This is a genomic window from Methylobacterium sp. 391_Methyba4, from assembly GCF_029691625.1.
Taxonomy (GTDB): Bacteria; Pseudomonadota; Alphaproteobacteria; order Rhizobiales; family Beijerinckiaceae; genus Methylobacterium; species Methylobacterium fujisawaense.
Genome location: NZ_CP121475.1, coordinates 1628419 through 1643642, shown reverse-complemented (window position 1 = coordinate 1643642; position 15224 = coordinate 1628419). Strand labels below are relative to the sequence as shown.

At 63.3% G+C, this 15224-nt stretch carries 11 protein-coding genes and 1 pseudogene; 9 read left to right on the top strand and 3 right to left on the bottom strand.

Annotated features, from left to right (window positions below; all coding sequences use genetic code 11):
- The first annotated feature begins 230 nt into the window (after nt 1-230).
- A complete protein-coding gene (locus P9K36_RS07850; protein WP_278306845.1) occupies nt 231-2513 on the top strand; it encodes a collagen-like protein in 2283 nt (760 codons plus the stop codon).
- Nucleotides 2514-2911: 398 nt separating this feature from the next.
- Here the strand turns inward: P9K36_RS07850 and P9K36_RS07845 are convergent, their stop codons facing one another.
- On the bottom strand, nt 2912-3058 hold the full coding sequence (locus tag P9K36_RS07845; RefSeq protein WP_278306844.1) for a hypothetical protein: 147 nt from the start codon (nt 3056-3058) through the stop codon (nt 2912-2914).
- Between the two features lie 199 nt (nt 3059-3257).
- Here P9K36_RS07845 and P9K36_RS07840 point away from each other — a divergent pair, with 199 nt between their 5' ends.
- The 5 genes and pseudogenes from P9K36_RS07840 to P9K36_RS07820 all read left to right on the top strand — a co-directional run.
- On the top strand, nt 3258-5249 hold the full coding sequence (locus P9K36_RS07840; RefSeq protein ID WP_278306843.1) for a glycosyltransferase family 2 protein: 1992 nt from the start codon (nt 3258-3260) through the stop codon (nt 5247-5249).
- Between the two features lie 43 nt (nt 5250-5292).
- Nucleotides 5293-6102 (top strand): hypothetical protein, encoded by an 810-nt coding sequence (locus tag P9K36_RS07835; RefSeq protein ID WP_278306842.1) that lies wholly within the window; start codon nt 5293-5295, stop codon nt 6100-6102.
- 451 nt (nt 6103-6553) lie between these two features.
- Entirely contained in the window at nt 6554-7285 is a 732-nt protein-coding gene (locus tag P9K36_RS07830) for a hypothetical protein (RefSeq protein WP_278306841.1), read from the top strand.
- A gap of 427 nt (nt 7286-7712) precedes the next feature.
- Entirely contained in the window at nt 7713-8456 is a 744-nt protein-coding gene (locus P9K36_RS07825) for a glycosyltransferase family 25 protein (protein WP_083936116.1), read from the top strand.
- A gap of 141 nt (nt 8457-8597) precedes the next feature.
- Nucleotides 8598-9050, top strand: a pseudogene (locus P9K36_RS07820) (IS5/IS1182 family transposase); the annotation flags it as partial.
- A 36-nt stretch (nt 9051-9086) separates the two neighbouring features.
- Here the strand turns inward: P9K36_RS07820 and P9K36_RS07815 are convergent.
- Both P9K36_RS07815 and P9K36_RS07810 read right to left on the bottom strand, forming a co-directional pair.
- Complete coding sequence (locus tag P9K36_RS07815; protein ID WP_278307267.1) at nt 9087-9731, bottom strand: HTH domain-containing protein; 645 nt, start codon at nt 9729-9731, stop codon at nt 9087-9089.
- A 59-nt stretch (nt 9732-9790) separates the two neighbouring features.
- Complete coding sequence (locus P9K36_RS07810) at nt 9791-10723, bottom strand: NAD(P)-dependent alcohol dehydrogenase (RefSeq protein WP_278306840.1); 933 nt, start codon at nt 10721-10723, stop codon at nt 9791-9793.
- 950 nt (nt 10724-11673) lie between these two features.
- On the opposite strand from P9K36_RS07810, the gene P9K36_RS07805 reads away from it, so the two are divergent.
- The 3 genes from P9K36_RS07805 to P9K36_RS07795 all read left to right on the top strand — a co-directional run bounded on the left by P9K36_RS07805 (nt 11674) and on the right by P9K36_RS07795 (nt 15212).
- A complete protein-coding gene (locus P9K36_RS07805; protein WP_274928952.1) occupies nt 11674-12888 on the top strand; it encodes an FAD-dependent monooxygenase in 1215 nt (404 codons plus the stop codon).
- 249 nt (nt 12889-13137) lie between these two features.
- On the top strand, nt 13138-14082 hold the full coding sequence (locus tag P9K36_RS07800) for a helix-turn-helix domain-containing protein (protein WP_278306839.1): 945 nt from the start codon (nt 13138-13140) through the stop codon (nt 14080-14082).
- Between the two features lie 836 nt (nt 14083-14918).
- Complete coding sequence (locus P9K36_RS07795) at nt 14919-15212, top strand: hypothetical protein (protein ID WP_043354282.1); 294 nt, start codon at nt 14919-14921, stop codon at nt 15210-15212.
- Nucleotides 15213-15224 lie beyond the last annotated feature (12 nt).

Below are 15224 nucleotides of genomic sequence, written 5' to 3'. Positions count from 1 at the left end.
TATGCGCTGCCTTGTGCGAAAACAGATCTGATTTCCGTTGTTCGAGAGGCCGGCGCCACCAAGACTGAAGGTGGGCAAGAGCCATAGCGAGGGAGATTGCAATGGCCAACGAAAACTTGTCCGGAACCTCAGGCGACGGCCTCGTTGCATTCTCCGGAACAGCGGATGCCGGAGATCAGCTGTTTTTCTACGCCAGGCAGAATGGGAACTGGATCCTGCTCGGATCTACGGTGGCCGATACGCCGAATCCCTTCTCGACGGGCGGTAGCTTTTCCTTCTCCGCGGCGCTCGGCCAGGGGATTTATGAGCAATTCGCGATCTACGATGCGACGGGAACGGGCATCAATATCACCACCGCGCAGGTCGCATTCAGCGGTGGCACGCAGAGCGCCACCAATGGTGCCGGAAGCACGAGCGTAACGTTCACCAACGATGGCGGGTACCCGATCACCGGCGTGGTCGGCGTCACCGGCGCGACCGGCAGCACGGGGGCGACCGGTGCCACGGGAGCCACCGGCAGCACGGGAGCCACGGGTTCGACCGGCGCCACGGGCTCGACGGGCGCCACGGGTTCGACCGGCGCCACGGGCTCGACGGGCGCCACGGGTTCGACCGGCGCCACGGGTTCGACCGGCGCCACGGGTTCGACGGGCGCCACGGGTTCGACCGGGGCTACGGGTTCGACGGGCGCCACGGGTTCCACGGGCGCCACCGGTTCGACCGGCGCCACCGGTTCGACCGGCGCCACGGGCTCGACGGGCGCCACGGGTTCGACGGGCGCCACCGGTTCGACCGGCGCCACGGGTTCGACGGGCGCCACGGGTTCGACGGGCGCCACCGGTTCGACCGGCGCCACGGGTTCGACCGGTGCTACGGGTTCGACGGGAGCCACGGGTTCGACGGGAGCCACGGGTTCGACCGGTGCTACGGGTTCGACGGGAGCCACGGGTTCGACCGGTGCTACGGGTTCGACGGGAGCCACGGGTTCGACCGGTGCTACGGGTTCGACCGGTGCTACGGGTTCGACCGGCGCCACGGGCTCGACGGGCGCCACCGGTTCGACGGGCGCCACCGGTTCGACGGGCGCCACCGGTTCGACCGGCGCCACGGGTTCGACCGGCGCCACGGGTTCGACGGGAGCCACCGGCTCGACCGGCGCCACGGGTTCGACGGGAGCCACGGGTTCGACCGGTGCTACGGGTTCGACTGGAGCCACGGGTTCGACCGGCGCCACGGGTTCGACGGGAGCCACGGGTTCGACTGGAGCCACAGGTTCGACCGGAGCCACAGGTTCGACGGGTGCCACCGGCTCGACCGGCGCCACGGGTGCCACCGGAGCCACAGGCCGTACCGGCGCGACGGGTTCGACCGGCTCGACCGGTGCCACTGGAGCCACGGGCCGCACCGGCGCGACCGGTTCGACCGGTGCGACGGGTGCCACTGGAGCCACGGGCCGCACCGGCGCGACGGGTTCGACCGGCTCGACGGGTGCCACCGGAGCCACGGGCCGCACCGGCGCGACCGGTTCGACCGGTGCGACGGGTGCCACTGGAGCCACGGGCCGCACCGGCGCGACGGGTTCGACCGGTGCGACGGGTGCCACCGGAGCCACAGGCCGTACCGGCGCGACGGGTTCGACCGGTGCGACGGGTGCCACCGGAGCCACAGGCCGTACCGGCGCGACCGGTTCGACCGGTGCGACGGGTGCCACCGGAGCTACGGGCCGCACCGGAGCGACGGGTTCGACCGGCTCGACGGGTGCCACCGGAGCCACAGGCCGCACCGGCGCGACCGGTTCGACCGGCTCCACGGGTGCCACGGGAGCCACCGGCCGCACCGGCGCGACGGGTTCGACCGGCTCGACGGGTGCCACCGGAGCCACGGGCCGCACCGGCGCGACGGGTTCGACCGGCTCGACGGGTGCCACCGGAGCCACAGGCCGCACCGGCGCGACCGGTTCGACCGGCTCGACGGGTGCCACCGGAGCCACAGGCCGCACCGGAGCGACCGGTTCGACCGGCTCGACGGGTGCCACCGGCTCGACCGGCTCGACCGGCAGCACGGGCGCGACGGGTGCCACTGGAGGCCACCATCACCACCACCACCATGGTCACGATCATCACCATGGTTACGACTCGGCGGATGCGACGAGATCGAACGGCGGCGCTGGAGCTGTGATCGATCAGGGATCCGTCAGCACGGGGATGGACCCGGTCTTCGCACAGTCGACTCAGGGTTCGAGCGTGTCCGACATGGATGTCCTGAGATCGCTGGGAGACCTCATCAGCCGGTTGATCTCCAACAACGGCTCGGTGAGTGGCCTACTCAGCGATACGGCCGCGCAACAAGACATCCTGACTCTCATGAACGCGTTCCGGCTCGGCGGAAGCTCGGGCGACGCGACGACCCAAGCGAGCGCCTCGCTCGGAGCGAGCCGGTCGACGGCGGGTGGCGCGTCCTCGAACACGTCCTCGCCGACCGATCTGCTCAACAATCTGGGTCGGCCGAGCTGACTGGGGTGACATGCGGAGGGCGCCTTTCCGGGCGCCCTCCGGAACAGAGAGGCCGCAGCTCGCCGCTGCGGCCTCTCCACGTTCGGCGCGGGCCGCGCAGGGCGAGGCGAGATGCGTCCGGTGCCCGAATCGCTCCGGTGCCGGCCCGCCACGGAGACCACGAGCGGTGCGCATGGGGGCGGCATCGGTGTTGCGCGGGTGGCTTCGATGCGCCGTGGCCGCGCGCATACCGAATGGTAATTCTTGGTCCCGACCGACGGCGACGTTCCCTCGGCAGCGCCAGATGCACCTCACGCCTGCGGGCAGACACCGCCCACACGCACGGAAGCCCTCGCCGACCGTCGCATCCAGCAGCACCTCGCGACACGGGAAGGCCTGCGACCTCGTCCGGGATGGCCTCAGCGGCTGGTCGACCAGACGTCGGCATAGCCCAGCCGGTCCGCGGCCCCGTCGTCCGGCACCTGACCGAGGGGCGGTTCTGTGCCCTCCGAGATCGGGATCTCACCCCATGCGGGCTTTTCGAGCCGGGACGATTCGGTCCACATCGTTCCTGCCGACAGATTGATGTTACACCGCGCGAGCTATACTACCCGGCGAAGATATGGCAACATAGGCGTCTTATCGGCGCCCTGAAATCTGTAATATATCAACGAAGTCCGGTTTTCATGTGCGCCATGCGTCCGGACGGGGGTACTGAAAATTCTTGTCAGCCGCTCGCCTCTTTGATCGGGAGAGAACGGGACCATGGCAAAAATTGGCTTGTCCATGATAGTCAAGGATGAGGCGCGCGTGATCGAGCGCTGCCTCGAGAGCATGCTTCCTCTGATCGACTACGTGCTCATCTCAGACACCGGATCGACGGATGGCACCCAGGACATCATTCGTTCCTGGCTCGATCGGAATCACATGTCTGGGGACGTCGTCGAGGAGACGTGGCAGGACTTTGCCACAAATCGAAGCTCGGCTTTGCGCCATCTCAGAGCGCGGAACGTCGTCGAATACGCCTTCGTCATGGACGCGGACGAAACGCTGACCTTCGACGACGGTTTCGATCCGCGGAAATTCAAAGCGTCTTTAAGCCATGATTATTACAACGTCGAGATCCGACGCGGCGGCATAAGATATTGGCGCCCTCAAATCATGTCGAACGACAGAGATTTTTACTACAAGGGCGTGCTGCACGAGTATATCGAGGCACCGGACGGCGTCACATCGGGAGACGCCATCGGATTTCACATTGCGTCGGGCGCATCGGGCGGCGCCCGAGAAAAGGATCCGGACACTTATCGCCGCGATGCCCGCAGATTGGAGGACGCTCTCGATGTCGAGAGCGACAGTTTCCTTCGGTCAAGGTATACGTTCTATCTTGGCCAAAGTTACCGAGACAGCAATCAGCTCGAGAAGGCCCTGGATGCCTATCTCGCACGGAGCGAGATGGGTTATTGGACCGAAGAGGTGTACATCAGTTTATTGGAAGCCGGCCACCTCATGGATCGTCTCGGCCGGCCCGTCGACGAGATCGCTGACGTCTACCGACGCGCCATAGCGGTTTGCGGGACTCGCGCGGAAGCTTTTTACCACATCAGCGACCTCTATTTTCGACACGGCCGCAACGAGGAGGGCTTCGCTGCGGCCAAAGCGGCTTCTCATCTCGTCGAACCCGCAGGCGGACTGTTTCTTTCCAAATGGGTCTACGATTACGGGTTATTGGACAAGCTCGCCATCAACGCTTACTGGGCGGGACATTATAGCGAATGCTTAGAAGCCTGTCTGAAGCTTCTGGCGGACAACAGGCTCCCGCTGTCGGAACGCGCTCGGGTCGAGGCCAATGCCCGTGCGTCGTTGACGAAGATCCAGGACGAGAAGACCGCCGCCCGTCTGGGCTCGCGCGCGGCGCCGAATTTCCTTGAGCAGTACGAGATCGGCCCCGCGCGGGAGCTGAAACCCGCCGCCGCAGATGCCCGCGTGCTGGTCGCGATATTGGCGAAGCAGATGGCCGCAGCGCTCCCGCTCTATCTCGACTGCTTGAGAAATATGAATTATCCGAAATCCAAGATCGTACTTTATATAAGAACCAACAACAATACGGATGAGACGGAGAACATCCTGGCGCATTGGATCGAGACATTCGGCGCTCAGTATGCGGCCGTCGAGTTCGATGCCAGCGACGTCGAAGATCCCGTTCAGACCTACGAATTGCACGAGTGGAACGCGACGCGGTTCCGGGTCCTGGGGCGCATCCGTCAGGAAAGCCTTCAACGGGCGATCCATCACGGATGCGATTTCTACTTCACGGCCGATGTCGACAATTTCATTCGGCCAAACACGCTTCGCGAACTGGTGGCGCTGCAGTTGCCCATCGTGGCCCCCTTTCTACGATCGGTGGAGAGAGGAAGCTATTACTCGAATTACCATGCGGCGGTCGACGATCAGGGATACTACAGTCATTGCGACCAGTACGATTGGGTGTTGAACCGCTGGATCACAGGTGTCGTCGAAATGCCGGTGGTCCATTGCACCTACCTCGTCCGGACCGACGTCATCCCGCTGCTCAACTATCAGGACGGAACCGACAGGCACGAGTATGTGATTTTCTCCGACAGCGCTCGGAAGAGCAATGTCGTACAGTACATCGATAATCGTCAGATCTACGGCTACATGGCGCGCGATGACATACGAAACGATACCGAACAGGCGCGCATCCTGCTAAGCCGCAGCCCGACACATGCGGGATAGGCTGATCTCACGTCGGAGCGTCGCTTTTGCTGGAGGTTTATACATGATAAGCCTCGGCCGTACCAAAGCAGGCAGCGCTCCGATCCTGGCGAATCCTGTCGAAGTCCGGGGCGAATGGCACGCGCCGCCACGGTCGGCCGCGCTCGTGATCGGCCGCATGCGGGAGGCCTGCTGCTCCGGCATCCGTATGGTGTCCGATCGGCAGCCGCAGATATTACGGATCGAGAATTGTCCTGCCGGTCCACCCGCGGTCTGGCTGCATCGGGACGCGAGCGATACTGCCATCATCCATGTCGACGTGGGCGAGCGTGCTTGGACCCAGTTGGCCTATCAGTTCGGCCACGAACTGGGTCATGTCGTGAGTAATTCTTGGGACAGCGAAGCGAAACCCAGCGCGCCATGCCAGTGGGTTGAAGAAATGATCGCTGAAAGCTTCTCGCTCCGCGGTCTCGCCAACCTGGCGGCGGCTTGGGAGAGGACCCCGCCGTTTCCGGGAGACGCGGGCTATGGGAAGGAGATAAGCCATTATCGAGATAACATTCTGGCCCAGTACAATCAGATTGCGTCATCTCAAGGCCTCGGAACGTCCAGCTCTTGGTTCACCCGCAATAGATCAACCTTGGAGGGTTTCGTCGGACTATCCGACCATGCGAAGGCGGCGGTTTCGATACTGCTACCCGCCCTGATGGCGCGTCCCGCGCTGTTGGAAGACATCGGTGCGCTCAATCGCTGGCCGGAACGGGCGGCATTACCTCTGGATGCGTATCTCAGTCGGTGGCGCGCGAGTTGCAAGAGCTTGGGATCGGCCGGTTTATTGCCCGATCTGATCGAGACGACGATCTGCTCGCGCTGATCCGGATCGATCTCTGCTCATCCGGGTTCGCACAGTCCTCGGCAGCGGCGCCTTGTCTCTGGAGGTCTTGCCAGCCGTGAGGCGGCAATCAGGGGGCCGCATCGTGGGAGCGGCGCAAGTCTTCGACACGGGGCGAGCCGGTCGACAATCCGCTCATGGCGACGGCGGCACGGCCGAGCGGCGAAGTGCTCCTGGCCCTTGTCGGGAGTCGCGACCGCGAGGGTGTTGGCGCTGCCGACGCAGGCGCTTCGGTGGACCCGATCGGCGCGAGGGTTGCCGCCCCGTTCGCCGCTCGTCCCGCGACCGGCGGCAGACGCGGAGTTTCTTGGCAGAACTGGCGACGACCGCTTCCGATTCCTGAATGGGCAACTGATGCAGGAGCAAGGTTCTTGCGAATGCTGTCAAGTTGCGTCAATAATAGTCTTCCTTGCATCAGCGAGGCGGGATCGAGATGCGCATCATTGCCTCTATGACGACGATACCGTCCCGTATCGCGGAGATCGAGCCCGTCATCGCGTCTGTTCTCAATCAGGACGTGGCTGTCGATCATCTGGAGATCAATATTCCGTTCCATTGCAAGCGCAATGGAGAAGAATACATTCTTCCGGATTGGCTCGTTTCGGAAGGTCAGATCGCGGTTTTTCGAACCGATGATTATGGGCCGATCACGAAGATCGCCCCCACCCTGCTCCGTCATCGACATGACGATGCGTACATATGGTCGGTTGACGACGATTGCCGATATCCGCGAAATCAATTGAGATTGCTGACATCTATCTGTGGTCCGAACGAAAATCGGATACTCACCCGTTATGGAGGCAACCTGAAAGAAGGAGGTCTCTTCGAACCCTGGTACGGGCACGGCGCATGCACGATGCTCGAAGGGTTTGGTGGGGTCCTGTATCCTCCGAATTGTATCAAGGACGATTTTGATCGATATTTAGTCGACACATCAAGCGATAAATTTTGTCGCGCAAATGACGACATCGTTTTAGCCATGTATTTCAATCATCATCAGGTGCCAATATTCTTGCACAACGTCCCTTCTGACGATGTTCCGTATATGGTCGAAGGCTGGATGGCGCACGCCGATCGAGATGCGTTGTCGACCGGTGGGCACAATGTGGCTTATGAGGGCGCTTACAAATTTATAACAAATTACTTTATTTGCAATTCATCGTGACGGATGGAAGGCATCTGGCGCAGGTTCGATTGTCGCACATCGTGTGGATGACTTTCAGGCAGATGTAAATGCGCCTCTGTCCGCCAGATTGCTCCTGTCGCAGCCGCACATCACGCGTTATCATGAGCTCGCCACTTGGATAACTCGAATTGGCTTTGCGGATCGGGAGCGGAAAGCAGGGAGTCCGGAACCAGGCCAATACGATCACCGTACTGCGGTTTGTTTGATATTCGGACGGAAAGTCAATGTCTTGAGGGGAAAATCTAAAATTTCAATTTCTTGATACAAGCAAAAGATTTTTCGTATTACGCGCGATCACGCAAGATCTGGCTCGACAAGCCAAGTTATCAAAAATATCGCTCTGTGTTGTTGCCTGCTCTTTCGAATCAAGATTTTTCGATGTCCCGTGTGGCCGAGGCACAAGACGATGATCGATGCCGACCGGAATGTCCCCGTTCACATCATCAACCTGGATCGCGACGCTGAGCGATTGAAAACATTCATGCATCGCAACGATTTCCTCCAGGTTGTCCGGCCGGACGCTGTCGAAGGCCGAAACCTGGATCGCGACGAACTTGTCAGGACCGGGATGATCCATCGAGATTTGCGCTATACAAATCCAGCCTTGGGCAATGCACACTCCCATATCGGTCTCTGGACCAAGGCAGCGGACGAGGATGTCTGTGTAACGATTGCGGAAGACGACGCGATTTTTTCGAGAGATTTTCATGCCGGGGCACGCACAATTCTGGACGCGCTTCCCTCCGATTGGGATGTCGTTCTTTGGGGGGTGAACTTCGACGCCTTTCTCTGGCTTGAGGTTGTCGAAGGGGTTCGCTGCAAGCTGCAGTTCGAACAGGATGATCTTCGCGCTCGGGTTGCAGAGTTCCGTGATCGTGCCGGGCTGAACGTGCCGCTCCGTTTGCGTCATAGCTTCGGGGTAATGGCGTACACGGTTTCACCCCTCGGCGCGAGAAACCTCATGAAGATCTGTCTTCCGCTTTCCAATCAGCTGATCGAATTTCCGGGCTATGGGGTCGTGATCGAAAACAACACGATCGATGCGGCAATGAACGCGGCTTATCCGAGTCTCAAGGCATTCGTTTGCATCCCACCACTGGCCATATCGGAAAATCGCCACGAGTCGTCGACCATTCAGGGTGCAAAGTAAGGAATAGCTTCTGCTTTTAATCGAAAATGGATCGTATTCATTCAATAAAAGTGAGCCGGCAGCCTGCCGTCTTAGTGTCGTCCCCCATAACGATAGCGCGGCCCGGCAGGGTGTGATTCACGGCTCCTGCCGGAGGCGCCGATGGATCATTCCTGGCTGACGGACGAGCAGTCTGCGAAGATCGCTCCGCACCTGCCCACCGATACGCGAGGCAAGGAGCGCGTCGACGACCCGCGCGTGATCGGCGGCATCGGTCACGGGCTGAAATCCGGCGGACGTCGGGCGGACGCACCGCGCGAGATCTACGGCCCGAAGAAGACCTTGACCGCTTCATGCGCTGGGCAGGCAAGGACGGGCGGTCTGTTCGAAGCTCTGGCTCAGGCTGGCGGACCGCCGGCCCAGGGTCTGATCGACCCATCCGGGGTGGAGGCCCATCGCTGTTCCACGGGAGGCGAAGGGGAGAACCGATGCGGGCAAGCGGGCGCTCGCGCGGTGGACGCACGGCCGGGATCCACGCGCCCCCCCGACCGCGCCTGCCGCCCGCTCGCTTTCCTGCTGATCGGCGGGCCGATCGCCGACTGCACGGCTGGTGCGGCCGCTTCCTCGGCAGCCCTGCGGAGGACCGCGGCCTTATCGGACCCTTTGCGCGCACAGTCGTTCTGCCACGGCGCGCCACGCTTTGACCAGCTGTCGACGGCTTCCCGGGTAATGCTCCACGAGAAGAGTCATATCGACAACGCGTTCGGCGTCGAAAATGCAATAACCGGTCTCTCTCTCACACCAAGCTGCAAAGCTTCGCCCGGATCCGTCGAAACCAAGCATGATCGGCCAGACGATCCTCTCCGACGTGCCGCCACTTTCTTCACGGTAGACAACCCGCATCTTACGCTGCTCGCGCATCGCGCGGCGGCACTGCGCCAGATCGAAGCGCGTGGCGACCGAGGGAGGGCCGGAGGCGACGTAGAAACTGCTGTCGTCGAGAGCCGGCCGCAGGGTCGGAGTCAGCACGCTATCGATCTTGGCGAGAGCATTGCGAACGGCCTCAGCCAGGGCGGCGTCGGTCTGACGGCTCACCCATTCCGCACCGATGACCAGTGCGTGCAGTTCCTCTTCGGTGAATGAGAGCGGCGGGAGCAAGAAACCAGGGCGGAGAGCATAGCCGACGCCGGCCTCCGCATCGATGTCGGCCCCCATGGCTTGCAGAGTCGCGATATCCCTGCGGATGGTGCGCAAGGAGACGCCGGCCTCTCGAGCGAGCACCGCGCCCGCGACCACCCCTCGGTGACGGCGGAGACGCTGGAGGAGGTCGAAGAGACGGTGACTGCGCGACACGGCTACCCGATCGTGACGACCACTTTGCCGCGCAGCTTGCGGCCCGCCTCGATTGCCGAGATCAGCGGAATAGCTTGCGCGAGCGGCACGGTTTCGGCAATCGGCAGAACCAGCGTCCTGTCATGGGCTGCCTTTGCCAGGCGGTCGAGCAGGTCCGCACGTGGCTTTCCGACGATCGGTTTCATCCGCCGGTCGAACACGGCACGCAAGAACCGTACGGGCGTAGGCTCGACCGTGGTGAAGGTGCCGCCCTTGCGCAGCATGCCGATACCGGTTGACGTCGAGAGCGTTCCTGCAGCATCGAACACCACGTCGAATACCTCGGAAATCGTGGATGCGGCCTTGACCCGATAATCATAGACTGTTTGGAGCCCGAGCGAGCGGGCACGCTCGATCCCTTCGGCGCCACAGCTGCCCGACACCTTGGCGCCGAACATGCGTGCGATCTGCACGCCGGCCTCTCCGACAGCACCCGAGCATCCATTGATGAACACGCTCTGACCGGGCCTCAGTCGCGCCTTGTCGATGAGGCCATTCCAAGCCGTGACGCCCGCCGTCCCGAGGCATGCGGCCTGCTCGAAGGAGACGGTCGCCGGCTTTTTCGCGAGCGCGGCTTCCTTGGCAATGACAGCTTCGGCCAGTGAACCGGCCTCCTTGAAGCGCGCCATGCCGAAGACCGCGTCGCCGATCTTGAAACGGGTCACGTCGGCCCCGACCGCGGTGACGGTGCCGGCCAGGTCCAGACCCATTCCACGCGGGAACGATCGCCCGGTCACGATCTTCATCGCGCCGTTGCGGACCTTCCAGTCGATCGGGTTGAGCGCGGCGCGACGGACGGCGACCGCCACTTCGTCCTTCCCTGGCGTTCCCAGCGCAAACTCTTCGAGCCGCATGACTTCGGGACCGCCGTAGGAGTGATATTGAATGCGTTTCATGGACTCGCCTTTCACCCGAGGCTGCGTCCTACGACGCCGTGGTGACAATTTCTGTCACCATCGTGGAAGCGGGAGCGGCGGACGGCATCCGCCCGCGTGGGTGCGCGCCCTGATGGCGGAGGCGTACTGGCTTCAACAGCAAGTCAGGGAGCGCTCGGCCGCTGATTGGCCCCGATCCATGATGCAGTCCGAACCTTCGCGATCGAGACGTGGTGGATAGATCGCAGTTCCTGTTTGAAATCTGGATCGGAATCTCTGTCAGATCTGGCGCGAGTCGAGCCGCAACATGTGCAACGATGGTCGGTCGGAGGCTGAACGTCGGCTTCTGGACGACGATCTACGGTCCGCTGTCCACCCCGAGCCGAAGGTGTCGGAGGGGCGGTGAATGGCTGCTTCCGGGTGTCGGCGAAAGCTGGCGGCACGGCTGGCAGGGGTTGGGTGCGGACCGGCGGCTCAGGGTGGGTTTCTGACAATCCGCTTCCGGGCGCAAAACGCGAGAAGCAGACGCGTTTACGAGGATCCAGAAGGACACTCAGTCGATGGCCGTCTGATGCACGTGATGATCTCCTATTGGTCGGTTATGGGCCGACGTTTTGGAACCAGGATATCACCACCCTTCGCGCTTCGATTTTCGCGCTCGGCAGGTTGATTTTGGCGCGACTCAGAATATGATTTCCATGTCGAGAAGAGAGCAGACCGATTGGTAGCGCGGTCGCCGCTTGCGGTTTCTCATCGCCCAACTGGCTCCACGACGTTCAAACCTGGCAGACGCCAAGGTGAACGTAGGCGTGCGCGTTGCGCGCCGGTGGAGATGGGTGCCTTATGTCTGGTCGCTTAACAGACATCGTCTCGAAAACCATCTCAGCGCTTACCTTGGTAGCTCCAGGTCCTTTCGCGGGCCGCTCCGGCGGCTGGTCGCTCGATCTAGGCCTATATCAAGGACAACTAACGTGAAAATTATCATCATCGGTGCGGGGATCGGCGGTCTTTGTCTTGCGCAACATTTGCGCGCATCGCAAATTGAGGTCGCGGTCTATGATCGAGATGCAGGCCCCTGGGATCGAAAGCAGGGCTACCGCCTGCATCTGGATGCCGATGGCATCTCGGCGCTGAAAGCCGCCCTGCCTGGGCCGCTGTTTGCGCTGTTCGAGGCCACCTCGATGCACCCGCTGCCCTACACGACAATCATGGACACGAGTTTCGCAATCCAGCGCCGGTTCCAGACCGACGACTACAGCAAGACGCAGCATCACCTGACCGACGGCATTGCCCAGCACCTGAACGTGAACCGTGCGACCCTGCGCGAGATCCTGTTGCAGGATCTGGAGGATGTTTGTCACTGGGATGCACGGCTCGAAGGTTATGAGACAGATGAGACGGGGGTCTCCGCGATTTTTTCCGATGGCCGGACGGCGCGCGGCACAATGCTGGTGGGTGCGGACGGCGCGGGGTCGGCGTTGCGCCGTCAAAGGGCGCCTGACGCGAAGATGATGGATTCGGGTGCCCGCGCCATCTATGGCCGCCTGGCCTTGAGCGACGCGCGGCGGGTTCTGCCGCCTCACGCCCTGGCCGATATTTTCACCGCCGCCTTCGACACCCGCAAGTTGATCCTGGGCGTGGGGCCTGTGATCTATCCGATGGCGCCCGATCAAGCGGCCCGCGCCTTGCTGCCGCAGGCGAGGCTTCGGACGCAGGATGATTACATCGGCTGCATCATCGCGGGGCGCAAGGAGCTGTTCGGGGACGACGAAGCCGCCCTGCGCGCGGCCTCCAGCGACACGCTGCAGGATCTGGCGAGCCGGCTTCTGGCAGAGTGGCCGTCAGGGGCTGCAAAGGTGCCGCGGGCGGGCGAAGCGGGTTCATTCTTCTATGTCGAGATGGCCTCTTGCATTCCCTTCGATCTCCAGCCGGAGACGAGGGTCACGCTCCTGGGCGACGCGATCCACACGATGACGCCCAGCCTGGGGCGAGGCGCGAACGTCGCCTTGCGCGATGCGGGGCTTTTGAGGAACTGGATCGTGAAGCATCACAAAGGCGAGTTGTCCTGCGATGCAGCGCTTCAGGCGTATGAGCGGGAGATGACCACCTATGGCTTCGAGGTGGTTCGCCGTTCGGCGGATATGGGTGCAAAGCTCCTTGGACAGGATCCCCTGTCGCCGAGTTGAAACGACGGCGACAGCCAACCCGGCCTCGAACGAAAGTGGGGCGCGAACGAGTTACGATCGCTTCCGGGATGCGCTGATCGTCGCCTAAGCGTCTGGCATGTGTCGCGTCCGGAAACGCGGCTCGGGATGGGTTTCCGCCGGTCCGTTTTCGGGCGGCCCGCAATGCTTGAATCCTTAGATTATATACAATAGACGGGCGGCCCCTCCAATCTCCGCCCTCGTATGGCGAGCTGTGGACCGAGACCGCGGATGCGACCGCTTTTTTCGACTGAGGGCCTCCACCCCAGGATCGCCTTCCGTCGATGGCGGGAGATGATGTGCGATCAGATGGTTCCGAACGAGATCCGGAATCTTGACGCTGCGCCGTTCCACGGCCGGATCGAGGTCACCGCGATCGGAGCGTTGCCGATCACGCGAAGCGTTCAGAGTTCCACCCGGACCGAAGTGACACCCGAGGCGGTGCGGCGGAACGGCCGGGGTGACCGCCTCTACGCGGTCTTCAGTCAATCCGGCCGCCATGCCGTCCAGCAGAACGAGCGTGAGGCGCTGGCTCGGGCCGGCGATTTCGTCGTGCTCGATCATCGACCGGGCGTGAGCGAGATCGAGACCGGCACCTTCCTGATCCTCGACCTGCCGCGGGAGCGCCTGGAGAGCGTGCTGGGCCCGTCTCAACTGTTCACTGCCCTCGCGGTCGAGGCCAACCTCGCCTCTACGATGCTCGCGAACACCTACGTTCAGGAACTGATCCGGGTGGGAGATCGGCTCAACCCCGACGGTGCGGCGCGCATGGCGTCGATCGGGATCGATCTCGTCGTGGCCAGTCTCGCCGAACGGTTGGCGCAGGCGGTGCCCCGCTCCATACACGGCAACGCCACCGTCCAGCGCGCCAAGGCCTACGTCGAGGCGCACTTGAGTGACACGACCCTCGACCCGCCGAAGCTCGCCGCCGCGGTCGGCGTGTCGCTGCGCCGGTTGCAGGAGCTGTTCCACGAGCGCGGCCGGCACATTTCCGACTACATCTGGGGACGCCGGCTAGAGGCGGCAGCCAAGCGCCTAGCCGATCCGGCCTGCGCCCATCTGTCGATCGGCATGCTGGCTTACGGCTGCGGCTTCAGCAGCCAGGCGCATTTCGCGCGCCGCTTCAAGGATCGCCACGGCATGAGCCCGCGTGACTACCGGCGGGCGCACAGGTAGGACGTGCCGTCGGCCGCATCCGTTTTCGGGCTGTCGTCCGAGTCCGCCGAGTGGCCGAATTGGATCGGAGACGGACCGTCCGCTCTTACTTCGACATTGCCCCGACCGGCCCGCTCCGGGTCGGCCGGATAGGGGCGCCGACCGCCGGGCTGATCTTTGTCAGTCGCTCGGATGACGGGAAACCCGACGGCGTGACGGTGGCCATCGATGGGACGACGACCGTCCGCGCCGCCGCCCGCACGCTGACGCACGCGCGGCCCGTCGCCGTTCCGTTTGTGGCCGGTCGACCAGCAGATGCGGGTCGCTGTCCCGCAGGGCCGCCCCGCTGCCCTCGCCTGCGTCACGGCATGGCTGGACGAGGCGAAGCGGACAGGCGTCGTCCACAGGATCTTCGAGGCCCGCGGCTTCGGTCAGGACGCGGTTGCCTCCCAGACCAGCGCAGCTGGCTCACCGGTCGAGCCGCGTCGGAGCGCCCGTCACATCGCATTCGGGTGGACGGCGGAGGGCCGAGCGCGCGGCTCCGCACGGACGCGAGTCCCGGATCCCGTTCACGGGCGGCAATGGCCCGCTTCCCTGGCCGCACGGGGCCGACCGCCGGGTGAAGAGCGGCCACGAACGGGGAGCCTCGATGAGGGGATGCCAGGGCGCACGGCCAGCCGCGCAGACGCATGGGTCGCCCGATCCGCCGCATGACGTCGACGGTTCACAATCCAACACGTCGGAGTTGCGAACCGCCCGCGTGGCTTGCTGCCCAGGATTGCTTGTGGAACCGTATGGGCCTGGGAGAGGTGACAGATGCTCCGCACCGAGCGTTCCAAGACGAAGCGCGATCTGAGATGACGGCTGAGGGTCCGCCCGACAAGATGGCCGAGGTTGCTGGACTGGCGGCCGCCATCGCCGACCACATCCTCGCGCAGCACGAGGCCGGTCTCACGATCCCGCCGGACCAGTTCAGGATGCTCGTGAGCGCCGCCCGGATGCTCCTGGACAACGGCGTATCGTGGCCGCCATCGGTGACATACCTCGTTATGGAAGTCGCCCGGCGGGTCGAGGAAGCCGAGCCTCCGCCCAAGGGCGACGAGGTCGTGGCGCACCTGACGCGGGCGCTCAACGCGGCCAAACCCACCTGAGGCCTGCCTGAG

What these genes read in the sequence shown, in the direction of transcription:
- P9K36_RS07810 (WP_278306840.1), bottom strand. Translation starts at nt 10,723, where the DNA reads ATGAAACGCATTCAATATCACTCCTACGGCGGTCCCGAAGTCATGCGG.
- P9K36_RS07795 (WP_043354282.1), top strand. Translation starts at nt 14,919, where the DNA reads ATGACGGCTGAGGGTCCGCCCGACAAGATGGCCGAGGTTGCTGGACTG.
- P9K36_RS07835 (WP_278306842.1), top strand. Translation starts at nt 5,293, where the DNA reads ATGATAAGCCTCGGCCGTACCAAAGCAGGCAGCGCTCCGATCCTGGCG.
- P9K36_RS07830 (WP_278306841.1), top strand. Translation starts at nt 6,554, where the DNA reads ATGCGCATCATTGCCTCTATGACGACGATACCGTCCCGTATCGCGGAG.
- P9K36_RS07840 (WP_278306843.1), top strand. Translation starts at nt 3,258, where the DNA reads ATGGCAAAAATTGGCTTGTCCATGATAGTCAAGGATGAGGCGCGCGTG.
- P9K36_RS07800 (WP_278306839.1), top strand. Translation starts at nt 13,138, where the DNA reads ATGCGACCGCTTTTTTCGACTGAGGGCCTCCACCCCAGGATCGCCTTC.
- P9K36_RS07845 (WP_278306844.1), bottom strand. Translation starts at nt 3,058, where the DNA reads ATGTGGACCGAATCGTCCCGGCTCGAAAAGCCCGCATGGGGTGAGATC.
- P9K36_RS07825 (WP_083936116.1), top strand. Translation starts at nt 7,713, where the DNA reads ATGATCGATGCCGACCGGAATGTCCCCGTTCACATCATCAACCTGGAT.